At 66.8% G+C, this 14924-nt stretch carries 14 protein-coding genes and 1 tRNA gene; 12 read left to right on the top strand and 3 right to left on the bottom strand.

What is annotated here, in order from left to right; all coding sequences use genetic code 11:
- Positions 1-68 precede the first annotated feature (68 nt).
- The 6 genes from ACO07K_RS18215 to ACO07K_RS18190 are packed head-to-tail and all read left to right on the top strand — an operon-like array spanning position 69 to position 5217.
- Positions 69-1064, top strand: coding sequence for a LysR family transcriptional regulator (locus tag ACO07K_RS18215; RefSeq protein WP_422030268.1), 996 nt, complete (start codon positions 69-71; stop codon positions 1062-1064).
- Positions 1061-1777, top strand: a complete 717-nt coding sequence (locus tag ACO07K_RS18210) for a DUF1028 domain-containing protein (protein WP_422030266.1) — start codon at positions 1061-1063, stop codon at positions 1775-1777. Before ACO07K_RS18215 ends, ACO07K_RS18210 begins: the two co-directional genes overlap by 4 nt.
- Positions 1774-2493: a DUF1028 domain-containing protein gene (locus ACO07K_RS18205; RefSeq protein WP_422030264.1), complete on the top strand. Its 720-nt coding sequence runs from the start codon at positions 1774-1776 to the stop codon at positions 2491-2493. Before ACO07K_RS18210 ends, ACO07K_RS18205 begins: the two co-directional genes overlap by 4 nt.
- Positions 2490-3197 (top strand): DUF1028 domain-containing protein, encoded by a 708-nt coding sequence (locus tag ACO07K_RS18200; RefSeq protein ID WP_422030262.1) that lies wholly within the window; start codon positions 2490-2492, stop codon positions 3195-3197. The genes ACO07K_RS18205 and ACO07K_RS18200 overlap by 4 nt, the downstream gene beginning before the upstream one ends.
- The gene (locus ACO07K_RS18195; protein ID WP_422030260.1) at positions 3194-3904 is read left to right on the top strand and encodes a DUF1028 domain-containing protein; all 711 of its coding nucleotides are present in this window, start codon (positions 3194-3196) and stop codon (positions 3902-3904) included. The genes ACO07K_RS18200 and ACO07K_RS18195 overlap by 4 nt, the downstream gene beginning before the upstream one ends.
- Positions 3905-3906: 2 nt before the next feature.
- Positions 3907-5217, top strand: a complete 1311-nt coding sequence (locus ACO07K_RS18190) for an NtaA/DmoA family FMN-dependent monooxygenase (protein ID WP_422030258.1) — start codon at positions 3907-3909, stop codon at positions 5215-5217.
- A 96-nt stretch (positions 5218-5313) separates the two neighbouring features.
- Here the strand turns inward: ACO07K_RS18190 and ACO07K_RS18185 are convergent.
- Together ACO07K_RS18185 and ACO07K_RS18180 are read right to left on the bottom strand one after the other, a co-directional pair.
- Positions 5314-5389 (bottom strand) — tRNA-Ile (locus ACO07K_RS18185).
- Between the two features lie 54 nt (positions 5390-5443).
- Entirely contained in the window at positions 5444-6151 is a 708-nt protein-coding gene (locus ACO07K_RS18180; RefSeq protein ID WP_422030256.1) for a response regulator, read from the bottom strand.
- A gap of 163 nt (positions 6152-6314) precedes the next feature.
- On the opposite strand from ACO07K_RS18180, the gene ACO07K_RS18175 reads away from it, so the two are divergent.
- Entirely contained in the window at positions 6315-8438 is a 2124-nt protein-coding gene (locus ACO07K_RS18175) for an ATP-binding protein (RefSeq protein ID WP_422030254.1), read from the top strand.
- On the top strand, positions 8417-8791 hold the full coding sequence (locus ACO07K_RS18170) for an Hpt domain-containing protein (protein ID WP_422030251.1): 375 nt from the start codon (positions 8417-8419) through the stop codon (positions 8789-8791). Before ACO07K_RS18175 ends, ACO07K_RS18170 begins: the two co-directional genes overlap by 22 nt.
- On the opposite strand, the gene ACO07K_RS18165 is transcribed toward ACO07K_RS18170, so the two are convergent.
- Complete coding sequence (locus tag ACO07K_RS18165; RefSeq protein WP_422030249.1) at positions 8755-9669, bottom strand: PaaI family thioesterase; 915 nt, start codon at positions 9667-9669, stop codon at positions 8755-8757. The two genes, ACO07K_RS18170 and ACO07K_RS18165, sit on opposite strands and share 37 nt — an antisense overlap.
- Before the next feature lie 78 nt (positions 9670-9747).
- Between ACO07K_RS18165 and ACO07K_RS18160 the strand changes: the two genes are divergently transcribed.
- From ACO07K_RS18160 to ACO07K_RS18145, 4 genes are all read left to right on the top strand, one after another.
- On the top strand, positions 9748-10533 hold the full coding sequence (locus ACO07K_RS18160; RefSeq protein ID WP_422030247.1) for an enoyl-CoA hydratase: 786 nt from the start codon (positions 9748-9750) through the stop codon (positions 10531-10533).
- 21 nt (positions 10534-10554) lie between these two features.
- Entirely contained in the window at positions 10555-12348 is a 1794-nt protein-coding gene (locus ACO07K_RS18155) for an acyclic terpene utilization AtuA family protein (RefSeq protein ID WP_422030245.1), read from the top strand.
- Between the two features lie 303 nt (positions 12349-12651).
- Positions 12652-13344, top strand: a complete 693-nt coding sequence (locus ACO07K_RS18150; protein ID WP_422030243.1) for a TetR/AcrR family transcriptional regulator — start codon at positions 12652-12654, stop codon at positions 13342-13344.
- Between the two features lie 16 nt (positions 13345-13360).
- Entirely contained in the window at positions 13361-14896 is a 1536-nt protein-coding gene (locus ACO07K_RS18145; protein ID WP_422030241.1) for an efflux transporter outer membrane subunit, read from the top strand.
- The last annotated feature ends 28 nt before the right edge of the window (positions 14897-14924 follow it).

Raw genomic sequence — 14924 nt, 5'->3', positions numbered from 1 at the left:
ACAAGCGCCATTTCGGCGTTGAAGCGATGCCGGTTCGGCATCAGTCTCAAGGCAGGAGAGACCAAGAAATGATCAATCAGTCCCTGCGCTATTTCTCAGCCATTGCAAGGCTCGGATCGATACGGGAGGCGGCGGAGGAACTGCACATTGCCCAGTCCGCGCTCAGTCGACAGATCCAGAAGCTCGAGGAAGAATTCGGCGTTCCGCTGTTCGAGCGCCACGCGCGCGGCGTGAAGCTCACCTCGGCGGGCGAGATCCTGCTGCGTCATGCCCAGACCAACCTGCGCCAGATCGAGCGCGTGCGCTCGGAGATCGACGCGCTGAAGGGGTTGCGCCGCGGTACCGTCAGCATCCGCTCGATCGAGACCCTGGTGCCGCACCTGCTGCCGCGCGCCGTGACCCGATTCAGCCGGCGATATCCCGGCATCCAGTTCGAGATCACGATCGACGGCTCCGATCAGGTGGTGGCGGCCGTTCGAGAGGGCCGCACCGACATCGGACTCGCCTTCTATCCCCCCGCCGAGGCCGAGCTGGAGACGGTGTTCAAGATGCGCGAACCCCTGGTCGCGGTGATGTCCGCGCATCATCCGCTCGCCGGGCGGCCTAAAGTCTCGCTGGCCGATTGTGCCGCCTATCCGATCGCGTCACCGATGAAACACACCGGCAGTCATAGCCTGATAGAGGTCGCCTGCACCGCCGCGGGCATTCACATCTCACCGACCCTCGAGACCAACGCGATTCAGCTGCGCGTCGAATTCGTGAAGGTGAATCACGGCATCACCTTTCTCCCGCGCCTGTCGGCCCCGGACAGTCTGCGCTCGGGCGAACTGGTCGCCGTTCCGATTCGCGACCGGCTGATGAACAACGCAACGATCGATGCGATCACGCATTCTGCGCGGCAGCTGCCGGTCGCGGCAGAGGAATTCCTTCGTGTTCTTCAAGGCGAGTTCCAGGATCTGCACGAGTTGGCCTATGCGCCGCCGAGGCGCGAGGCCGCGGCGGCCGGTTCGGCACGTTCCGTGCGTGCGGTGGCGAAGGCACCGACGGGAGACAGACGCTCATGACCTTCACTCTGCTGGCGCGCTGTCCGACGACCGGCCAGGTCGGCATCGGCATCGCGACCTACTCGATCACCGTGGGCCTCTATTGCACCGGCCTGCGCGGCAATACCGGCGCGACCATGACCCAGGCCTTCGTCAACCAGGGCAACAATCCGCTGGCGCTCCGGCTGCTGGCCCAGGGTTTCGCGCCCGACCACGTGCTGGCCGAGCTGAAAGCCAACGATGCCAACCACGAATTCCGTCAGATCGCCGCAATCGACCGCCTGGGCCGGGTAGGGGCCTATAGCGGTCCGAAGAACCGCGGCTGGGCGGGGCACGTCACGGGCGACGGCTATGTGGCCATGGGCAACGTGCTGGCGGGCGAACCGGTCGTCGACGCCATGGCCAAGGCCTATGAAGGCGCGGCCGGGATCTCTTTCGAGCGCCGTCTCCTCGCGGCGATCGAAGCGGGCCGCGATGCCGGTGGGCAGGTCGGCAACGACGGCCCTCTTCCCGAACGTTCGGCCGCCGTGATGGTCTACGGCGACTACGATCACGCCGAACTCGATCTGCGCGTCGACCTGCACGACAAGGCAATCGAGGAACTCCGACGCGCCTTCGAGCAGTACGAGCTCTATCGCGGCTACTACAAGGAGCGAGCGAAGAACCCGAAGGATGCGATTGCGCAGTATGCCTTCGCCCAGACGCTCGCTCAGGCGCAGGAGGCGGCGCGATGACTTACTCCGTGATCGGGCGTTGCCGGCGCACGGGCCGTCTCGGCCTCGGCATCGCCACCTATTCGCTGGCGGTGGGCGGACGGTGCGAAGGCGTCGCGGCCAATGTCGGAGTCTGCAAGACGCAGGCGTTTCCCAACCGCACCAACGATCCGGTCGGCATCAAGCTCCTGGCGCAGGGCTATGGGCCCGCGCGCGTGATGGCGATCTTCGCCGGCAACGACACCGAGCACGGCTTCCGCCAGATCGCGATCATGGACCGCGATGGCAGGGTCGCTGCCCATACCGGCCCCGGCTGCCGCGGCTGGGCAGGCCACAAGGAGGCGGCCGATTGCGTCGTGTTCGGCAACGGTCTCCTCGGTCCGCAGGTGCTCGACGCGATGGTCACGGGCTTCCTCATGAAGTGCGACGATGCGCTGGAATATCGGCTGCTGCGCGCCATCGAAGGTGGCCGCGATGCCGGCGGCCAGGGCCCGGCTGACGCCCACCGCACCGAGCGCTCGGCCGCGATCAAGGTCGTGGACCGGCGCGATTTCCCCGATGTCGACGTCCGCGTCGACGTGCACGAGACGGCGGTCGACGAGCTGCGGCGCGTGCTGGAGGAGTTCAAACTCTATGAGGAGTTCTATCGCGGACGGGATACCGACCCGTCGAAAGCCATCCCGCAGGACGTCTTCGCGAAGCAACTCGACGCCAGACGCGTCAAGGAGCGGGCATGACCTACACCATCCTCGGCCGCTGCGCGAAGACCGGTCGCCTCGGCATCGGCATCGCCACCTATTCGGTCACGGTCGGCCGCTACGCCCACTCGACCCGATCGAAGGCCGGGGTCACGGTGAGCCAGGCCAATGCCAACGAGAACAACAACGCGATCGCGCTGCGACTTCTCGCACAGGGCCTCGGCGCCCAGGCGGTCCTCGAGCAGCTCAAGGCCAACGACGCCTACCACAGCTATCGCCAGATCGGCGTGATCGACCGCGGCGGCGCGGTGGCAGCCTATACCGGTGCGAACGTGCGCGGCTGGGCGGGCGAGGTGACGGGCGATAACTACATCTCCACCGGCAACGGCCTGCGCGGCCGGCACGTGGCCGAGGCGATCGCCGAGGGCTTCCTCGCGGAGCCCGAGGCCGACCTCGAACATCGCCTGCTGATGGCCCTCGAATATGGCCGCGACGCGGGCGGGCAGGGCAATGCGACGGCCCATCGGACCGAGCGCTCGGCGGCTCTCCAGGTCTCCTCGCGCCATATCCATCCCGATATCGACCTGCGCGTCGACCTGCACGACAAGGCGGTCGACGAGCTGCGGCGTGTCTGGACGGTCTACAAGCAGTACGAGGGCTACTATGCCGACCGTGGACGCAATCCGCGCGGCGCGATCGGGCAGGAGGCGTTCATGGCCTCGATGAAGGAGCCCGGGCCATGACCTTCTCGATCATTGCACGCTGTCCCCAGACCGGCCGCCTCGGCCTCGGCGTCACGACCTTCTCGATCGCGGCCGGCGGCCGATGCGAGGGCATCCGCTTCGGTGCGGGCGTCTCCAAGACGCAGGCCTATGTGAAGCGGGACAACGACCTGATCGCGCTCGAACTGCTGGAGCAGGGCAGGGCGCCAGCCGGTGTGATGGCCGCGCTCAAGGCCTGCGATCCCGACCATGACTGGCGACAGATCGGCATCATCGACCGCGAGGGCACGACTTGCGCCCATACCGGCCCGGGCTGCCGGCCCTGGGCAGGACACCACGAGGGCGCCGGCTTCGTGGCGTTCGGCAACGTGCTGGCCGGCCCGGAAGTGATCGACGGCATCGTCGCGGGCTACCTCCGGGAGCCCGGCGCCGGCCTCGAGTTCCGGCTGTTGGCCGCGCTCGAGGGCGGACGTGATGCTGGCGGGCAAGTCGGCGCGGAGGGCCATCTCACCGAAAGGTCGGCCGCGATCTTCGTGTCCTCCGAGCCCGATCACTTCGACATCGACGTGCGCGTCGACCTGCATGACGATGCCGTCACCGAACTCCGGCGCGTGCTCGAGGAATTCAAGATCTACGAGAAGTTCTATCGTGACCGTGGTTTTCGCCCCGACCTGGCGATGAGCCAGGCCGAATTCGTCGCGAGCCTGCCGAAGAAGGCGGTCGCCTGAACATGGCAAAGGATCATTTCCATCTCGCCTGGTTCCTGTCGCAGGGCTATGGCCCGAAGGCGTGGCGCTCGATGTGGCCCGGCACCGAATACGACAAGCATCGCTGGATGATGCCGGACATCTTCGTCGACCTGGCCAAGGGACTGGAGCGCGGCTGCTTCGACTACATGATCATCGAGGACTCTTCGATGGTGCCCTACACTTACCAGGGCAGCCACGACACCTACCTCAAGTACGGCGCCAGCTCGCCCAAGCTGGATCCCGCCGTGCTGGTCCCATGGCTGGCGATGGCGACCAAACATCTCGGCCTCGTGCCGACGCTCTCGACTTCGGAGTATCCGCCCTACCTGCTGGCGCGCCTCGTCAACTCGCTCGATCATGTCACCGAGGGCCGCATCGGCTGGAACTGCGTGACCGGCAGCAATGACGGCGCCGCCGAGAATTACGGCCATGTCGGCCAGCGTCCGCACGACGAGCGATACGACGTCGCCGACGAATTCGCCGACGTCGTCACGCGGCTGTGGGAGGCCTGGGACGAGGATGCAGTCGTGCTCGACCGCGACATTCCGATGTTCGCCGACGGCAAGAAGGTCCGGCCGATCAACCATGAGGGCAAGTATTTCAAGGTGCGCGGGCCGATCAACGCGCCGCGTTCGCCCCAGGGAAGGGTGCCGATCTGCCAGGCCGGGGGCTCGCCGCGCGGCCAGGCCTTCGCCTCCCGGTGGGCCGACACGATCATCACCAACGCCGTCTCCGTCGAGGGCATGAAGAGCTTCCGCGAGGACATCCGCCGCCAGGCCGTGGGCTGGGGGCGAAATCCGGACGATGTCAAAATCCTGTTTCTCGCCTATCCGATCGTCGACACGACGATGGAGGCCGCCCGCGAACGCCGGCGGCTCGAGCAGGAGGATTTCGGCAGGCATCTCGACCTGCAGCTCTCGGGCATGTCGCGCCTCACCAACATCGACTTCGCCCAGTTCGATCCCGACGAGCCGTTGCCGGAGCACCTGCGGACCAACGGGCACCAGTCCTCGCTTGCCAAATGGATCGGCAAGACGCCGCGCTCGCTGGCGAGCGGGCTCAACAGCCGGCAGGGTATCGACCTGGTGGGCACACCGGACCATGTCGCGGGCCTGATGCAGGAAATCATGCAGGAGGTGGGCGGCGACGGCTTCCTGCTGTTCAACGCCCACTTCGACCGACGCTACATCATGGAAATATGCGACGGGCTGGTGCCCGAGTTGCAGCGTCGAGGCGTGACGCGCAAGGCGTATGCCCACAAACACTTCCGCGACAATCTGAGAGAGTTCTAGACCGACGTTTTCGCGGTTCATGAGCCGTAGCGAAGCTGGACCCTCAGGGGCCTCTCGGCAGAGGCGCCCGCCGCCGGTGTTAGCGCTCCGAGTGGTTGGTAGGCCCGGCAGGATTCGAACCTGCGACATAACCGTTATGAGCGGCTCGTTCTAACCGCTGAACTACGGGCCCCCGCAACCGACGGGCTGCGCCCCGGACGCGCCGGGGCCGGCTCTTATAGCCCGGCTATTCGGCGGGCGGCACGAACATATACCCGACACCGCGCACGGTGCGGATCACCGTCGGCTTGTCCGCCGCCGGCTCGATCTTGCGCCGGATCCGCGTGATCCGCAGGTCGATCGACCGGTCGAACGGGTCGCGGGCGCGATGGCTGGTCGTCTCCAGCAGCCAGTCGCGCGACAGGGGGCGATTGGGATTTTCCGCGAAGATCTTGAGGACGTCGAACTCGCCCGATGTCAGTGGAACATCGATGTTGTCGGCGTCAAGAAGCTGGCGCTTGGTGAGATCGAGCACGTGGCCGCCCATCCGCACCCGCTCGAGCCGGGACGGCGTCGCCTTGGCGACCGACCGGCGCAGCACGCTCTTGCAGCGGGCCAGCAGCTCGCGCGGCTCGTAGGGCTTGGAGACATAGTCGTCGGCGCCGCTTTCGAGGCCCAGCACCTTGTCGACCGGATCGGTCGCCGCGGTGAGCATGATGATGCCGACGCGGGTGTTGCTCTCGCGTAGCCAGCGGGCGAGTGCGAAACCGTCGTCCGCCCCTGGAAGCTGGACATCGAGCAGGACGAGGTCGGGCATCGACCGGGAGAGCTGGCGGCGCATCTGGGCGCCATTCTCGACGGCCGTGACCTTGAGCTCGTGACTGGACAGATAGGTCTCGGCGGCCTTGCGCTGAAATGCGTCGTCTTCGACCAACAACACGGACGGAAGCTGCATGTTCTAACCTAATAAATGACGTTTAATGCCTTCAAATTAACACTATTTCTCAACGAATTATATCGTTTTCTTGATATCTTTGATACGATTGGCGGTGTGGGAAATCCGCAAGCTGTAGCTGCCCAATGGGGCGGCGGCTCAAACCCTGGTCTTGGGATGGTTGATGTCGCTCGCCGCCGCTGATCCGGCCGCCCCTCAGGTCAACGGGGCGGAGGCCGCCCACCAGGACCGGTTCGTCCGGGCCGAGCTGGTGCGCCGCCTGTTCCAGGGATCGGCCCCGTCCCGCTATTTTTCGTTCGTTCTGTGGCCGGTCATCGCCGCGATCTACTGGCGGCAGATCGACCTGATCGAGCTGGCCGGCCCCTTCGGGGCCTACCTCATCGTGACTCTGGGCTTCGACCTTCTCCGGCATCGCTTCGCGCAGGACCGCCCTGACGACGAGCAGACGCTCCGTTGGGGGTGGTGGTTCGCGGGCTTCACCTTCCTGGGCGGCGCCTGCTGGGGCTGGGCAGGCTATCTGCTGGCCTCCAGGGATTTCGAGCTGCAGCGCATGCTGCTGGGGCTCGTGCTCCTGGCCACGGTCACGACGGCGGTGCCGATCCGCTCGGCCCATCCTCCGACCTTCTACGCCTTCGCCGTCGCCACGGCGGCGCCGCTCCTGCTGGTCCTCGTCGCCTCGGGCGACCCGTTCTACCAGCTCGTGGGCATCGCAGGCGCCGCCTATGTCGGCCACCTGATGGCCTATGTGCGCGACGTGCATCGCTGGCAGTACGACAATATCGCCCTGGCCTACGAGAAGGAGGACTTGGCGCGCCGGCTGCAGGTTGCCTATGACGAAGCCCGCCAGGCCCGCGACGCGGCCCTGGCGGCCCAGCGCGACGCCGAGAAGGCCAACCAGGCCAAGTCGACCTTCCTCGCCACCATGAGCCACGAGATCCGCACGCCGATGAACGGCGTGCTGGGCATGATCGACGTCCTGGAGCGCACCGAACTCTCGCCCGACCAGCGCGGCCAGTTGGGAACGGTGCGCTATTCGGCGGCGTCGCTGCTGAGGATCATCGACGACATCCTGGATTTCTCCAAGATCGAGGCCGGGCGCCTCGATCTCGAGCGGGTCGAGTTCTCCACCGTCGAGCTGATCGAAGGCGCGGCCGAGGCGCTGGCCGCCCGGGCCGCCGAGAAGGGGCTGATCCTGTCGGCCTATGTGGCGTCCGACGTGCCGGCTCGCGCCATCGGCGATCCGCTGCGTCTGCAGCAGATCCTGTTCAACCTGCTGGGCAACGCCATCAAGTTCACGGAGAAGGGCAGCGTCCGCCTTTTCCTCGAAGGAGAGGGCGGGGAGCCGGACGGCTCGCTCGTGCTCCGCATCAGGGTGGTCGACACGGGGATCGGTCTCACGGCCGCCCAGCGCGATCGTCTGTTCAACCCGTTCGTCCAGGCCGACAGTTCGACGACGCGCCGCTTCGGGGGCACCGGGCTTGGCCTGTCCATCGTGCGGCGACTCGCCGAGGCGATGGACGGCCGCGTCGAGGTGCACAGCGCGCCGGGTGTGGGATCGACCTTCGTCGTCACGGTGACGCTCCAGCCGGCGCCGCCGGCACAGGCCGCCGCCGGGCTTCCCCTCCAGGATCTTTCCCTGGTCCTTTCCCTGCCCGACCCGCAGGAGAGCGCCGCCATCGCGCGCTATCTGCGCGACGCGGGCGCCGAGGTCGACGTCGTGGTGTCGTCACAGACTGCGGTGACCGTCGAAGGCTCGAACGACCAGCTGTGCCTCGCCGACTTGAAACGCCCGTGGCGGCGCGACGTGCTGGTCAGGGCGATCGCGCAGGCGGCCGGGCGGACGAGCTGTGTCCCACCGGTTACGGCCGCACCGGCTGCGGCCGTGCGGCTGGGCGGCCGCGTCCTGGTCGTCGACGACAATTCGGTCAACCGCAAGATCCTGGCGCGCCAGCTCGAACTGGCCGGGACCTCTGCCGACATGGCGGCAGGCGGCGAGGAGGCGCTCGCGATGTGGCGCTCGCGTTCCTACGACCTGATGCTCGCCGACCTGCAGATGCCCGATATGGACGGCTTCGAGCTGGCGCGGTGCATCCGCCAGCGCGAGGCATCGACCGGCAGCGAACGCCTTCCGATCCTCGCCGTGACCGCCAGCACGCTGGAGTCGGAGGAAGAGCGCAGCCGGGCGGCCGGGATGGACGGCTTCATCACCAAGCCGGTCGGCATCGAGCAGCTGAAGGCGACCCTCGAAGTCTGGCTGAAGGATACATGTCGGCAGAACGCGTCATGAGCCCGGCCTATGATCGCGACCGGCTCATCGAGCTGTTCGGCGGCGACCCGGCGGCGCTCGCCGAGATCGAGCGCGAGTTCCTCGACACGGCACGGGGTGCCCATCGGGAGATTCGCGAGGCTGAGGATCTCGATACGATCGCACGGGCGGCGCACCGGCTGAAAGGGACTGCCGGCATGATCGGCGCAGTGACCCTCGGCCGGATCGCCGACGCCGTGGAGCGAGCGGCCAAGGGCGGGGATCTGAAGGGGGTGCGCGGCCTCGACGTTGCCTTGGCGCAGGAAGTGGCGCGGGTCGCCGCCCAGGCCGGCGCCGATCAGGCCCGCGGCCGGAGCATCACCGTCGCGGAGTAGGAGAGCAGGGCCTTGCCGTTCTGTTCCAGCAGGCCGCGCAGGAAGGCGATCGACCGTCCGCGCTTGGGCACCTCCACCCGCGTGACCAGCGGCGCGGAGATGTCGCCCGCGGCCAGGAACTCGGCGGCGAAGGAGACGGTGGTCGGCGCGAGATCGGTCGTCATCGCCGCGGCGCGCGTGATGGCGGTGTCGGCGAAGCTCATCATGTAGCCGCCATGCAGCGCGCCGCCGGAGTTGCACATGCGCGCCAGCGTCGGCTGTACCAGCGAGGCGCCATCGGTCTCCTTGCGCACGAAGGCCGGGCCGATATGCGTGGAATAGGCGCTGGCCTTGAACGGCTCGAATCCCTCGGGAGCGACCTGCGGCGGCAGGTCGTTCCTCGACGGCGCCTGCTCGTCCTTGCGGGCCATGGCCTTGGCGCGCGCAACGTGGCGGCACACGCCCGACCACAGCGCGATCGTGCGGCCTTCCTGGGTGATCGAGCCGCGCGCGAAAGCGAGCCGGCCCGTGACCTGCAGCGGCTCGCCGCGCGCTTCGAGCGGCGGCCCGATGACCGCGCCGTTCACGAACTCCACCGCAATGCTCACCGTCATGGCGAAGGAGGAATTGGTACCGCCGTCGGCGGCGCGGCCGGCCACCAGGCAGAGCGCGTAGTCGGCGAAGGTCAGGATGCCGCCGCCATGCACTCCGCCCATATAGTTGCCGTGACGCGCGAGCGTCGGCAGCACGCAGTGAACCGTGCCGGCGGCGCGCGCGTCGCCCTGGAGGTCGAAATAGAACGGCCCGACATGGTCCTCGAACGGATCCGGCGGTACGAACACGGTGTAGCGGGAAAGGTCGATGCCCCAGGAGGCAAGGTCGGGAAAGGTGTCGGGCATTGGCTCTTGTGAAGCGTCGTTGGCGGGTTCTAATAGGGTAGAATCAGCCAATCACAAAGACCCACGGAGCGAAACGTCATGGCGGAAGCCGCGCACAAGATCGAGGTCCGGCGCGACAAGCGCGATGCCGGCACGGTGGCACATTTCGTATTCGACAATGCGCGGCGCCTCAACGTCCTGAACCCGGCGGCCTTGCACGATCTCACCGCAACCTTCCACGCGCTGTCGACCGAGGAGGATCTGCGGGTGGTCGTGTTCTCGGGGGCTGGCGGCCGGGCCTTCATCGGCGGCGCCGACATCAACCACATGGCGGGCATGCGCACCTCCGAGGATGGTCGCGCGTTCATCACCATGGTCCACCAGCTCTGCCAGTCGATTCGTGACTGCCCTGTGCCGGTGATCTGCCGCATGGAAGGCTACACGCTGGGCGCCGGCCTCGAAGTGGCGGCCGCCTGCGACCTGCGCATCGCCACCGACACCGCGCATTTCGGCATGCCCGAGGTCAAGGTCGGCATTCCCTCCGTCGTCGAGGCGGCGCTGCTGCCCCGCCTGATCGGCTGGGGCCGCACCTCCTGGATGCTGCTGACCGGTGAGAACATCGATTCCCGCAAGGCCGAGGCCTGGGGCATGGTCGAGGAGGTCGTCGAGACGGCGAAGATCGACGCGGCCATCGAGCGCTGTGTGCATTCGATCGTCGAGGCGACGCCGCTTGCGGTGCGGGCGCAGAAGCGCCTGATGCGCCGCTGGGAGCGGCTGCCGCTCGACGAGGCGGTGCAGGCCGGCATCGATTCCTTCGCCCAGTCGGTGGCCGAGGGTGAGCACGTCGAACGCATGGGCGCGTTCGTCAATCGCAAGAAGAAATAGGGCGACGAGAGGGGCTGCAGGATGAGCAAGGAAACGGTCCGCATCGGCTGCCATTCGGGCTTCTGGGGCGATACCGAGACCGCCGCCGCGCAGCTCGTGCGGCACGGCAACGTCGACTATCTGGTGAGCGACTATCTCGCCGAGGTCACCATGTCGATCATGGCGGCCCAGAAGCTCCGCAATCCCCAGGCGGGCTACGCCGTCGACTTCGTCTCGGTCGTCATGGCGCCGCTGGCGCGCGAGATCGCCGAGAAGAAGATCAAGGTCGTGACCAACGCCGGCGGCGTCAATCCGCTGGCCTGCCGCGACGCGGTCCTGAAGGCCTGCGAGGCGGCGGGCGTGACGCTCAAGGTCGCGGTCGTGCTGGGCGACGACATCCTGCCGCGCGTCGACGAATTCCGCGCCGCCGGAATCCGCGAGATGGATACGGGGGCGGAGCTGCCGTCGAAGATCGCCAGCATGAACGCCTATCTCGGCGGCTTTCCGATCGCGCGGGCGTTGGCCGAGGGGGCCGACGTGGTCATCACCGGCCGCTGCGTCGATTCGGCCGTGACGCTGGGCGCATTGATCCACGCCTTCTCATGGACACCCGAGGAATTCGATCGCCTCGCCGCAGGGACGCTGTGCGGCCACATCATCGAATGCGGCGCGCAGTGCAACGGCGGCAACTTCACCGATTGGCGGCTGGTGCCCGACTACGACAATATGGGCTTTCCGATTGCCGAAGTGTCGAGCGACGGCAGTTTCGTGCTGTCCAAGCCCGACGACACCGGCGGGCTGATCACGACGGCGACGGTCGCCGAGCAGATGCTCTACGAGATCGGGGATCCGCGCGCCTACATGGTGCCCGACGTGGTGTGCGACTTCACGCAGGCGACCTATGAGCAGGTGGCCAAGGACCGCGTGCGGGTGAGTGGTGCCCGAGGCCGGCCGCCGACCGACACCTACAAGGTCTCGACGACCTGGCCCGACGGCTACAAATTCAGCTCGATCTTCATGATGGGCGGCCGCGAGGCGGTTGCGAAGGGACGCCACAGCGCCGAATCGATCATCAAGAAGACGCGCCGCATGTTCGCCGAGAAGGGGATGGCGGATTATCGCGACGTCAGCATCGAGGTGATCGGCAGCGAGGCAACGTACGGGCCGCACGGCCGCGTGCCCGACGCCCGCGAGGTCGTCGTGAAGATCGCCGCCAAACACGACCAGAAGGAAGCGCTGGCGCTGCTCGGCCGCGAAATCTCGCCGATGTCGACGGGCGGCGTGGTCGGCATGACCGGCAGCTTCGGCGCCGGCCGGGTCGCGCCGTCGCCGGTCATCCGCATGTTCTCCTGCCTCCTGCCGAAGTCGATGGTGCCGGTCACAGTCGATGTCGATCGCCATCGCATCGCGATGCAGGAAGGCGCCCTGAGTGGCGGCTTCACGACGGCGCAGCTTCCGGTCGAAGCGCCGGCTGCGCCGCCGCTGTCGGCTGGCGACACCGCCACCGTGCCGCTGATCGCGCTGGCTTACGGCCGGTCCGGCGACAAGGGCGACAACGCCAATATCGGCATCTTCGCGCGCCAGCCGGAGTACGAGCCGATTCTGGATGCGGAGGTGACGGAAGAGGCAGTGGCGAAGTATTTCGCCCACCGTATCGAGGGAACGGTCACGCGCTGGCGCCTGCCGGGCATCCAGGGTTTCAACTTCCTGCTGCGCAAGGCGTTGGGCGGCGGCGGCATGGCTTCGCTAAAGGCCGATCCGCTCGCCAAGGCCTTCGCCCAGATGCTGCTCGACATGCCGGTCCGCGTGCCGAAGTCGATGGCTGCCAAGCTGTAGCCTTAACGGCCGACGCCGGGGCGCAAGTAAGACGAGCGAGACCGCGCTTCCCCGACCAGGGACCTGGATCGCATCGAGCCGGATGGCGAGCCTCGCGCTCGCCATCTAGGCTTTCTGGCGCTCGCGGCACGATCGGCATGGTGCTCGATGCCCGCCACTGCGGTCGTCAAGTGCCGCACGCCACCCCCTTCGATGCTCGTCTTCACCGGCCCTGAATTCGCGCCGCCTGCGAAAATATATATCGATTGACATAGTTTATCGACTGATAGTAATCAGCCTGGGTCTGCACTGCTCAGGGTAGCGATGATCAATATTCCAACCACTGGACGTGGCCGCCAAGGCACCCAGGCGAGAGGCGAGGATACGCGCCGCCGAATCCTGGAAGCCGCGCTCGATCTTTTTGCTGCCCATGGATACGAGGGCGCCAGCACCCGGCAGATCGCCGAAGGTGCGGGCGTGAACCTTCCGGCCATCCAGTATTATTTCGGCAACAAGGAAGGTCTTTACCGCGCCATCGTCGAGGACATCGTCGCCGACACGGAGCGGCACATGTCAGCAGTGCTGCCCCGCGTTCGCTCAGCGCTCGATGATCAGACCACCACGCCGGCCGAGCTGACCGAACTTCTGTGCCAGACGCTCGAAGCCTTCGTCACGGTGGTGACGAGCGGCCCGCAGGTCGACAGCCGACGCCTCATCTTCGCGCGCGCCGAGGTCGAAGAAACGCCCGGGCTCGAGCGGATGCACGAGAATGGCATGCAGCAGATCTTCAATCCCTGCCTGGCCCTGTTCGCCCGCATTCACGGCAAGTCTGAAGCCGATCCGGAGATGACGATGCGAACGATGGCGCTGATCGGCCAGGTCGTCATCTTCTGCAACAACCACAAACGACCCATACTCAAAGCGGTCGGTCTCGAGGGTGAAAACGTCCAGTTGATGAAGCAGATCGTGCGCGAGCAGACGCTTGCCATCTGCCGCGCGGCCACGCCCGACAAATAGATCCGCGAGTACGAACATGAACAGGCGCTCGCCCTTTCTCGTGGCCCTCACGGCCTTTCTCCTCGCCAGCTGCACGGCCGGTCCGGATTTCGTGAAGCCCAACAAGCCGACATCGACCGGATACACGCCCGAGCCGCTGGCCCTGCAGACCAGCTCCGCGGCCAGTCCCGGCGGCGCCGCGCAGACCTTCGTGCCCGAGCAGGACATTCCCGGCGAGTGGTGGGTGCTGTTTCAGTCGCCGCAGCTCGACGCTCTGGTCCGCGAATCGCTGCAGGCCAATCCGGATGTGGACGCTGCCCAGGCGGCGCTGCGGCAGGCTCGCGAACTCTACTTCGCCCAGCAGGGCAGCCTGTTCCCGACCTTGAGCGCCAATGGATCGGGCCAGCAGCAACTTTCCTCTCCAGCCTCGCAGGGGCAGACCGGCTCCGGGGTCATGTTCGGCGTCACCTCGGCATCGCTCAACATCTCCTATTCGCCGGACGTTTTCGGCGGTGTGCGCCGCCAGGTCGAGTCCCGGGAAGCCGCGGCGGAGTACCAGCGCTTCCAGCTCGAGGCGACCTATCTGACGCTCTCTTCCAACGTCGTCGTCGCGGCGATCAACGTGGCCTCGCTGGAGGCCCAGATCAAAGCGACTCAGGACATCATCAACATCCTCAGCAATTCTCTGACGGTGGTGCGCCGCCAGTTCGACCTGGGCGGTGCCTCGCGCGCCGACGTACTGGCCCAGGAGGCGGCCCTCACGCAGACCCAGGCGACCTTGCCGCCGCTGCAGAAGCAGCTGGCGCAGCAGCGCAATCAGCTGATGAGGCTGGTCGGCCGCTCGCCGGACCAGGATCGCGGCGAGAGCTTCGACTTGGCCAAGCTGAAGCTGCCGCAGGAGCTGCCACTCAGCCTGCCTTCGTCTCTGGTCGAACAGCGCCCAGACGTGCGCGCCGCCGAGGAGCAGCTCCGCGGCGCCAGCGCCGATATCGGCGTCGCGGTCGCCAACCAGATGCCACAGTTCACCATCACCGGCCTGCTGGGGTTCACCTCGGGCGGGATCAGCTCCCTGATCGTGCCGGGTTCGGGGGTCTGGAGCATCGGCCTCGGAATCGCCCAGACCGTGTTCGACGGCGGCCGGCTTGACAGCCAGCGCAAGGCTGCGATCGCCGCCTATGAGCGCGCGGCCGCGCAGTATCGCGGCGTCGTGCTGTCGGCATTCCAGGATGTCGCCAATGCCCTGCGTGCCGTGCAGTACGATGCCGACACGCTGCGCGCCCAGGTCGCTGCCGAGCAGACAGCGGCGGCGAGCCTCAGGCTTTCCGAACAGCAGTACCAGCTAGGCGCAGTGAATTATCTCACTCTGCTCAATGCACAACAGACGTACCAGACCGCGGTCATCAACCGGCTGAAGGCGCAGGCAGCGCGCTACTCCGACACGGCGGGGCTGTTCCAGGCGCTGGGTGGCGGCTGGTGGAACCGCACCGACGTCGATCCGAAATCGATGGGCAAGCCGACGCGCTTTGCGCTGCCACCCGTCCAGGACATCAAGCTTCCGCGCGCGGGTCACTGACCCGCCGCTCCCTCGAATTTACATCAAG

The organism is Reyranella sp., assembly GCF_965228225.1.
Lineage (GTDB): Bacteria > Pseudomonadota > Alphaproteobacteria > Reyranellales > Reyranellaceae > Reyranella.
The sequence above is the reverse complement of the archived record's forward strand: the minus strand, read 5'-3'. Positions and strand labels throughout refer to the sequence as shown.

Bases quoted from the DNA above. Each gene is read 5' to 3' on its own strand.
- ACO07K_RS18215 (WP_422030268.1), top strand. From the start codon at position 69: ATGATCAATCAGTCCCTGCGCTATTTCTCAGCCATTGCAAGGCTCGGA.
- ACO07K_RS18210 (WP_422030266.1), top strand. From the start codon at position 1,061: ATGACCTTCACTCTGCTGGCGCGCTGTCCGACGACCGGCCAGGTCGGC.
- ACO07K_RS18205 (WP_422030264.1), top strand. From the start codon at position 1,774: ATGACTTACTCCGTGATCGGGCGTTGCCGGCGCACGGGCCGTCTCGGC.
- ACO07K_RS18200 (WP_422030262.1), top strand. From the start codon at position 2,490: ATGACCTACACCATCCTCGGCCGCTGCGCGAAGACCGGTCGCCTCGGC.
- ACO07K_RS18195 (WP_422030260.1), top strand. From the start codon at position 3,194: ATGACCTTCTCGATCATTGCACGCTGTCCCCAGACCGGCCGCCTCGGC.
- ACO07K_RS18190 (WP_422030258.1), top strand. From the start codon at position 3,907: ATGGCAAAGGATCATTTCCATCTCGCCTGGTTCCTGTCGCAGGGCTAT.
- ACO07K_RS18180 (WP_422030256.1), bottom strand. From the start codon at position 6,151: ATGCAGCTTCCGTCCGTGTTGTTGGTCGAAGACGACGCATTTCAGCGC.
- ACO07K_RS18175 (WP_422030254.1), top strand. From the start codon at position 6,315: ATGTCGCTCGCCGCCGCTGATCCGGCCGCCCCTCAGGTCAACGGGGCG.
- ACO07K_RS18170 (WP_422030251.1), top strand. From the start codon at position 8,417: ATGTCGGCAGAACGCGTCATGAGCCCGGCCTATGATCGCGACCGGCTC.
- ACO07K_RS18165 (WP_422030249.1), bottom strand. From the start codon at position 9,669: ATGCCCGACACCTTTCCCGACCTTGCCTCCTGGGGCATCGACCTTTCC.
- ACO07K_RS18160 (WP_422030247.1), top strand. From the start codon at position 9,748: ATGGCGGAAGCCGCGCACAAGATCGAGGTCCGGCGCGACAAGCGCGAT.
- ACO07K_RS18155 (WP_422030245.1), top strand. From the start codon at position 10,555: ATGAGCAAGGAAACGGTCCGCATCGGCTGCCATTCGGGCTTCTGGGGC.
- ACO07K_RS18150 (WP_422030243.1), top strand. From the start codon at position 12,652: ATGATCAATATTCCAACCACTGGACGTGGCCGCCAAGGCACCCAGGCG.
- ACO07K_RS18145 (WP_422030241.1), top strand. From the start codon at position 13,361: ATGAACAGGCGCTCGCCCTTTCTCGTGGCCCTCACGGCCTTTCTCCTC.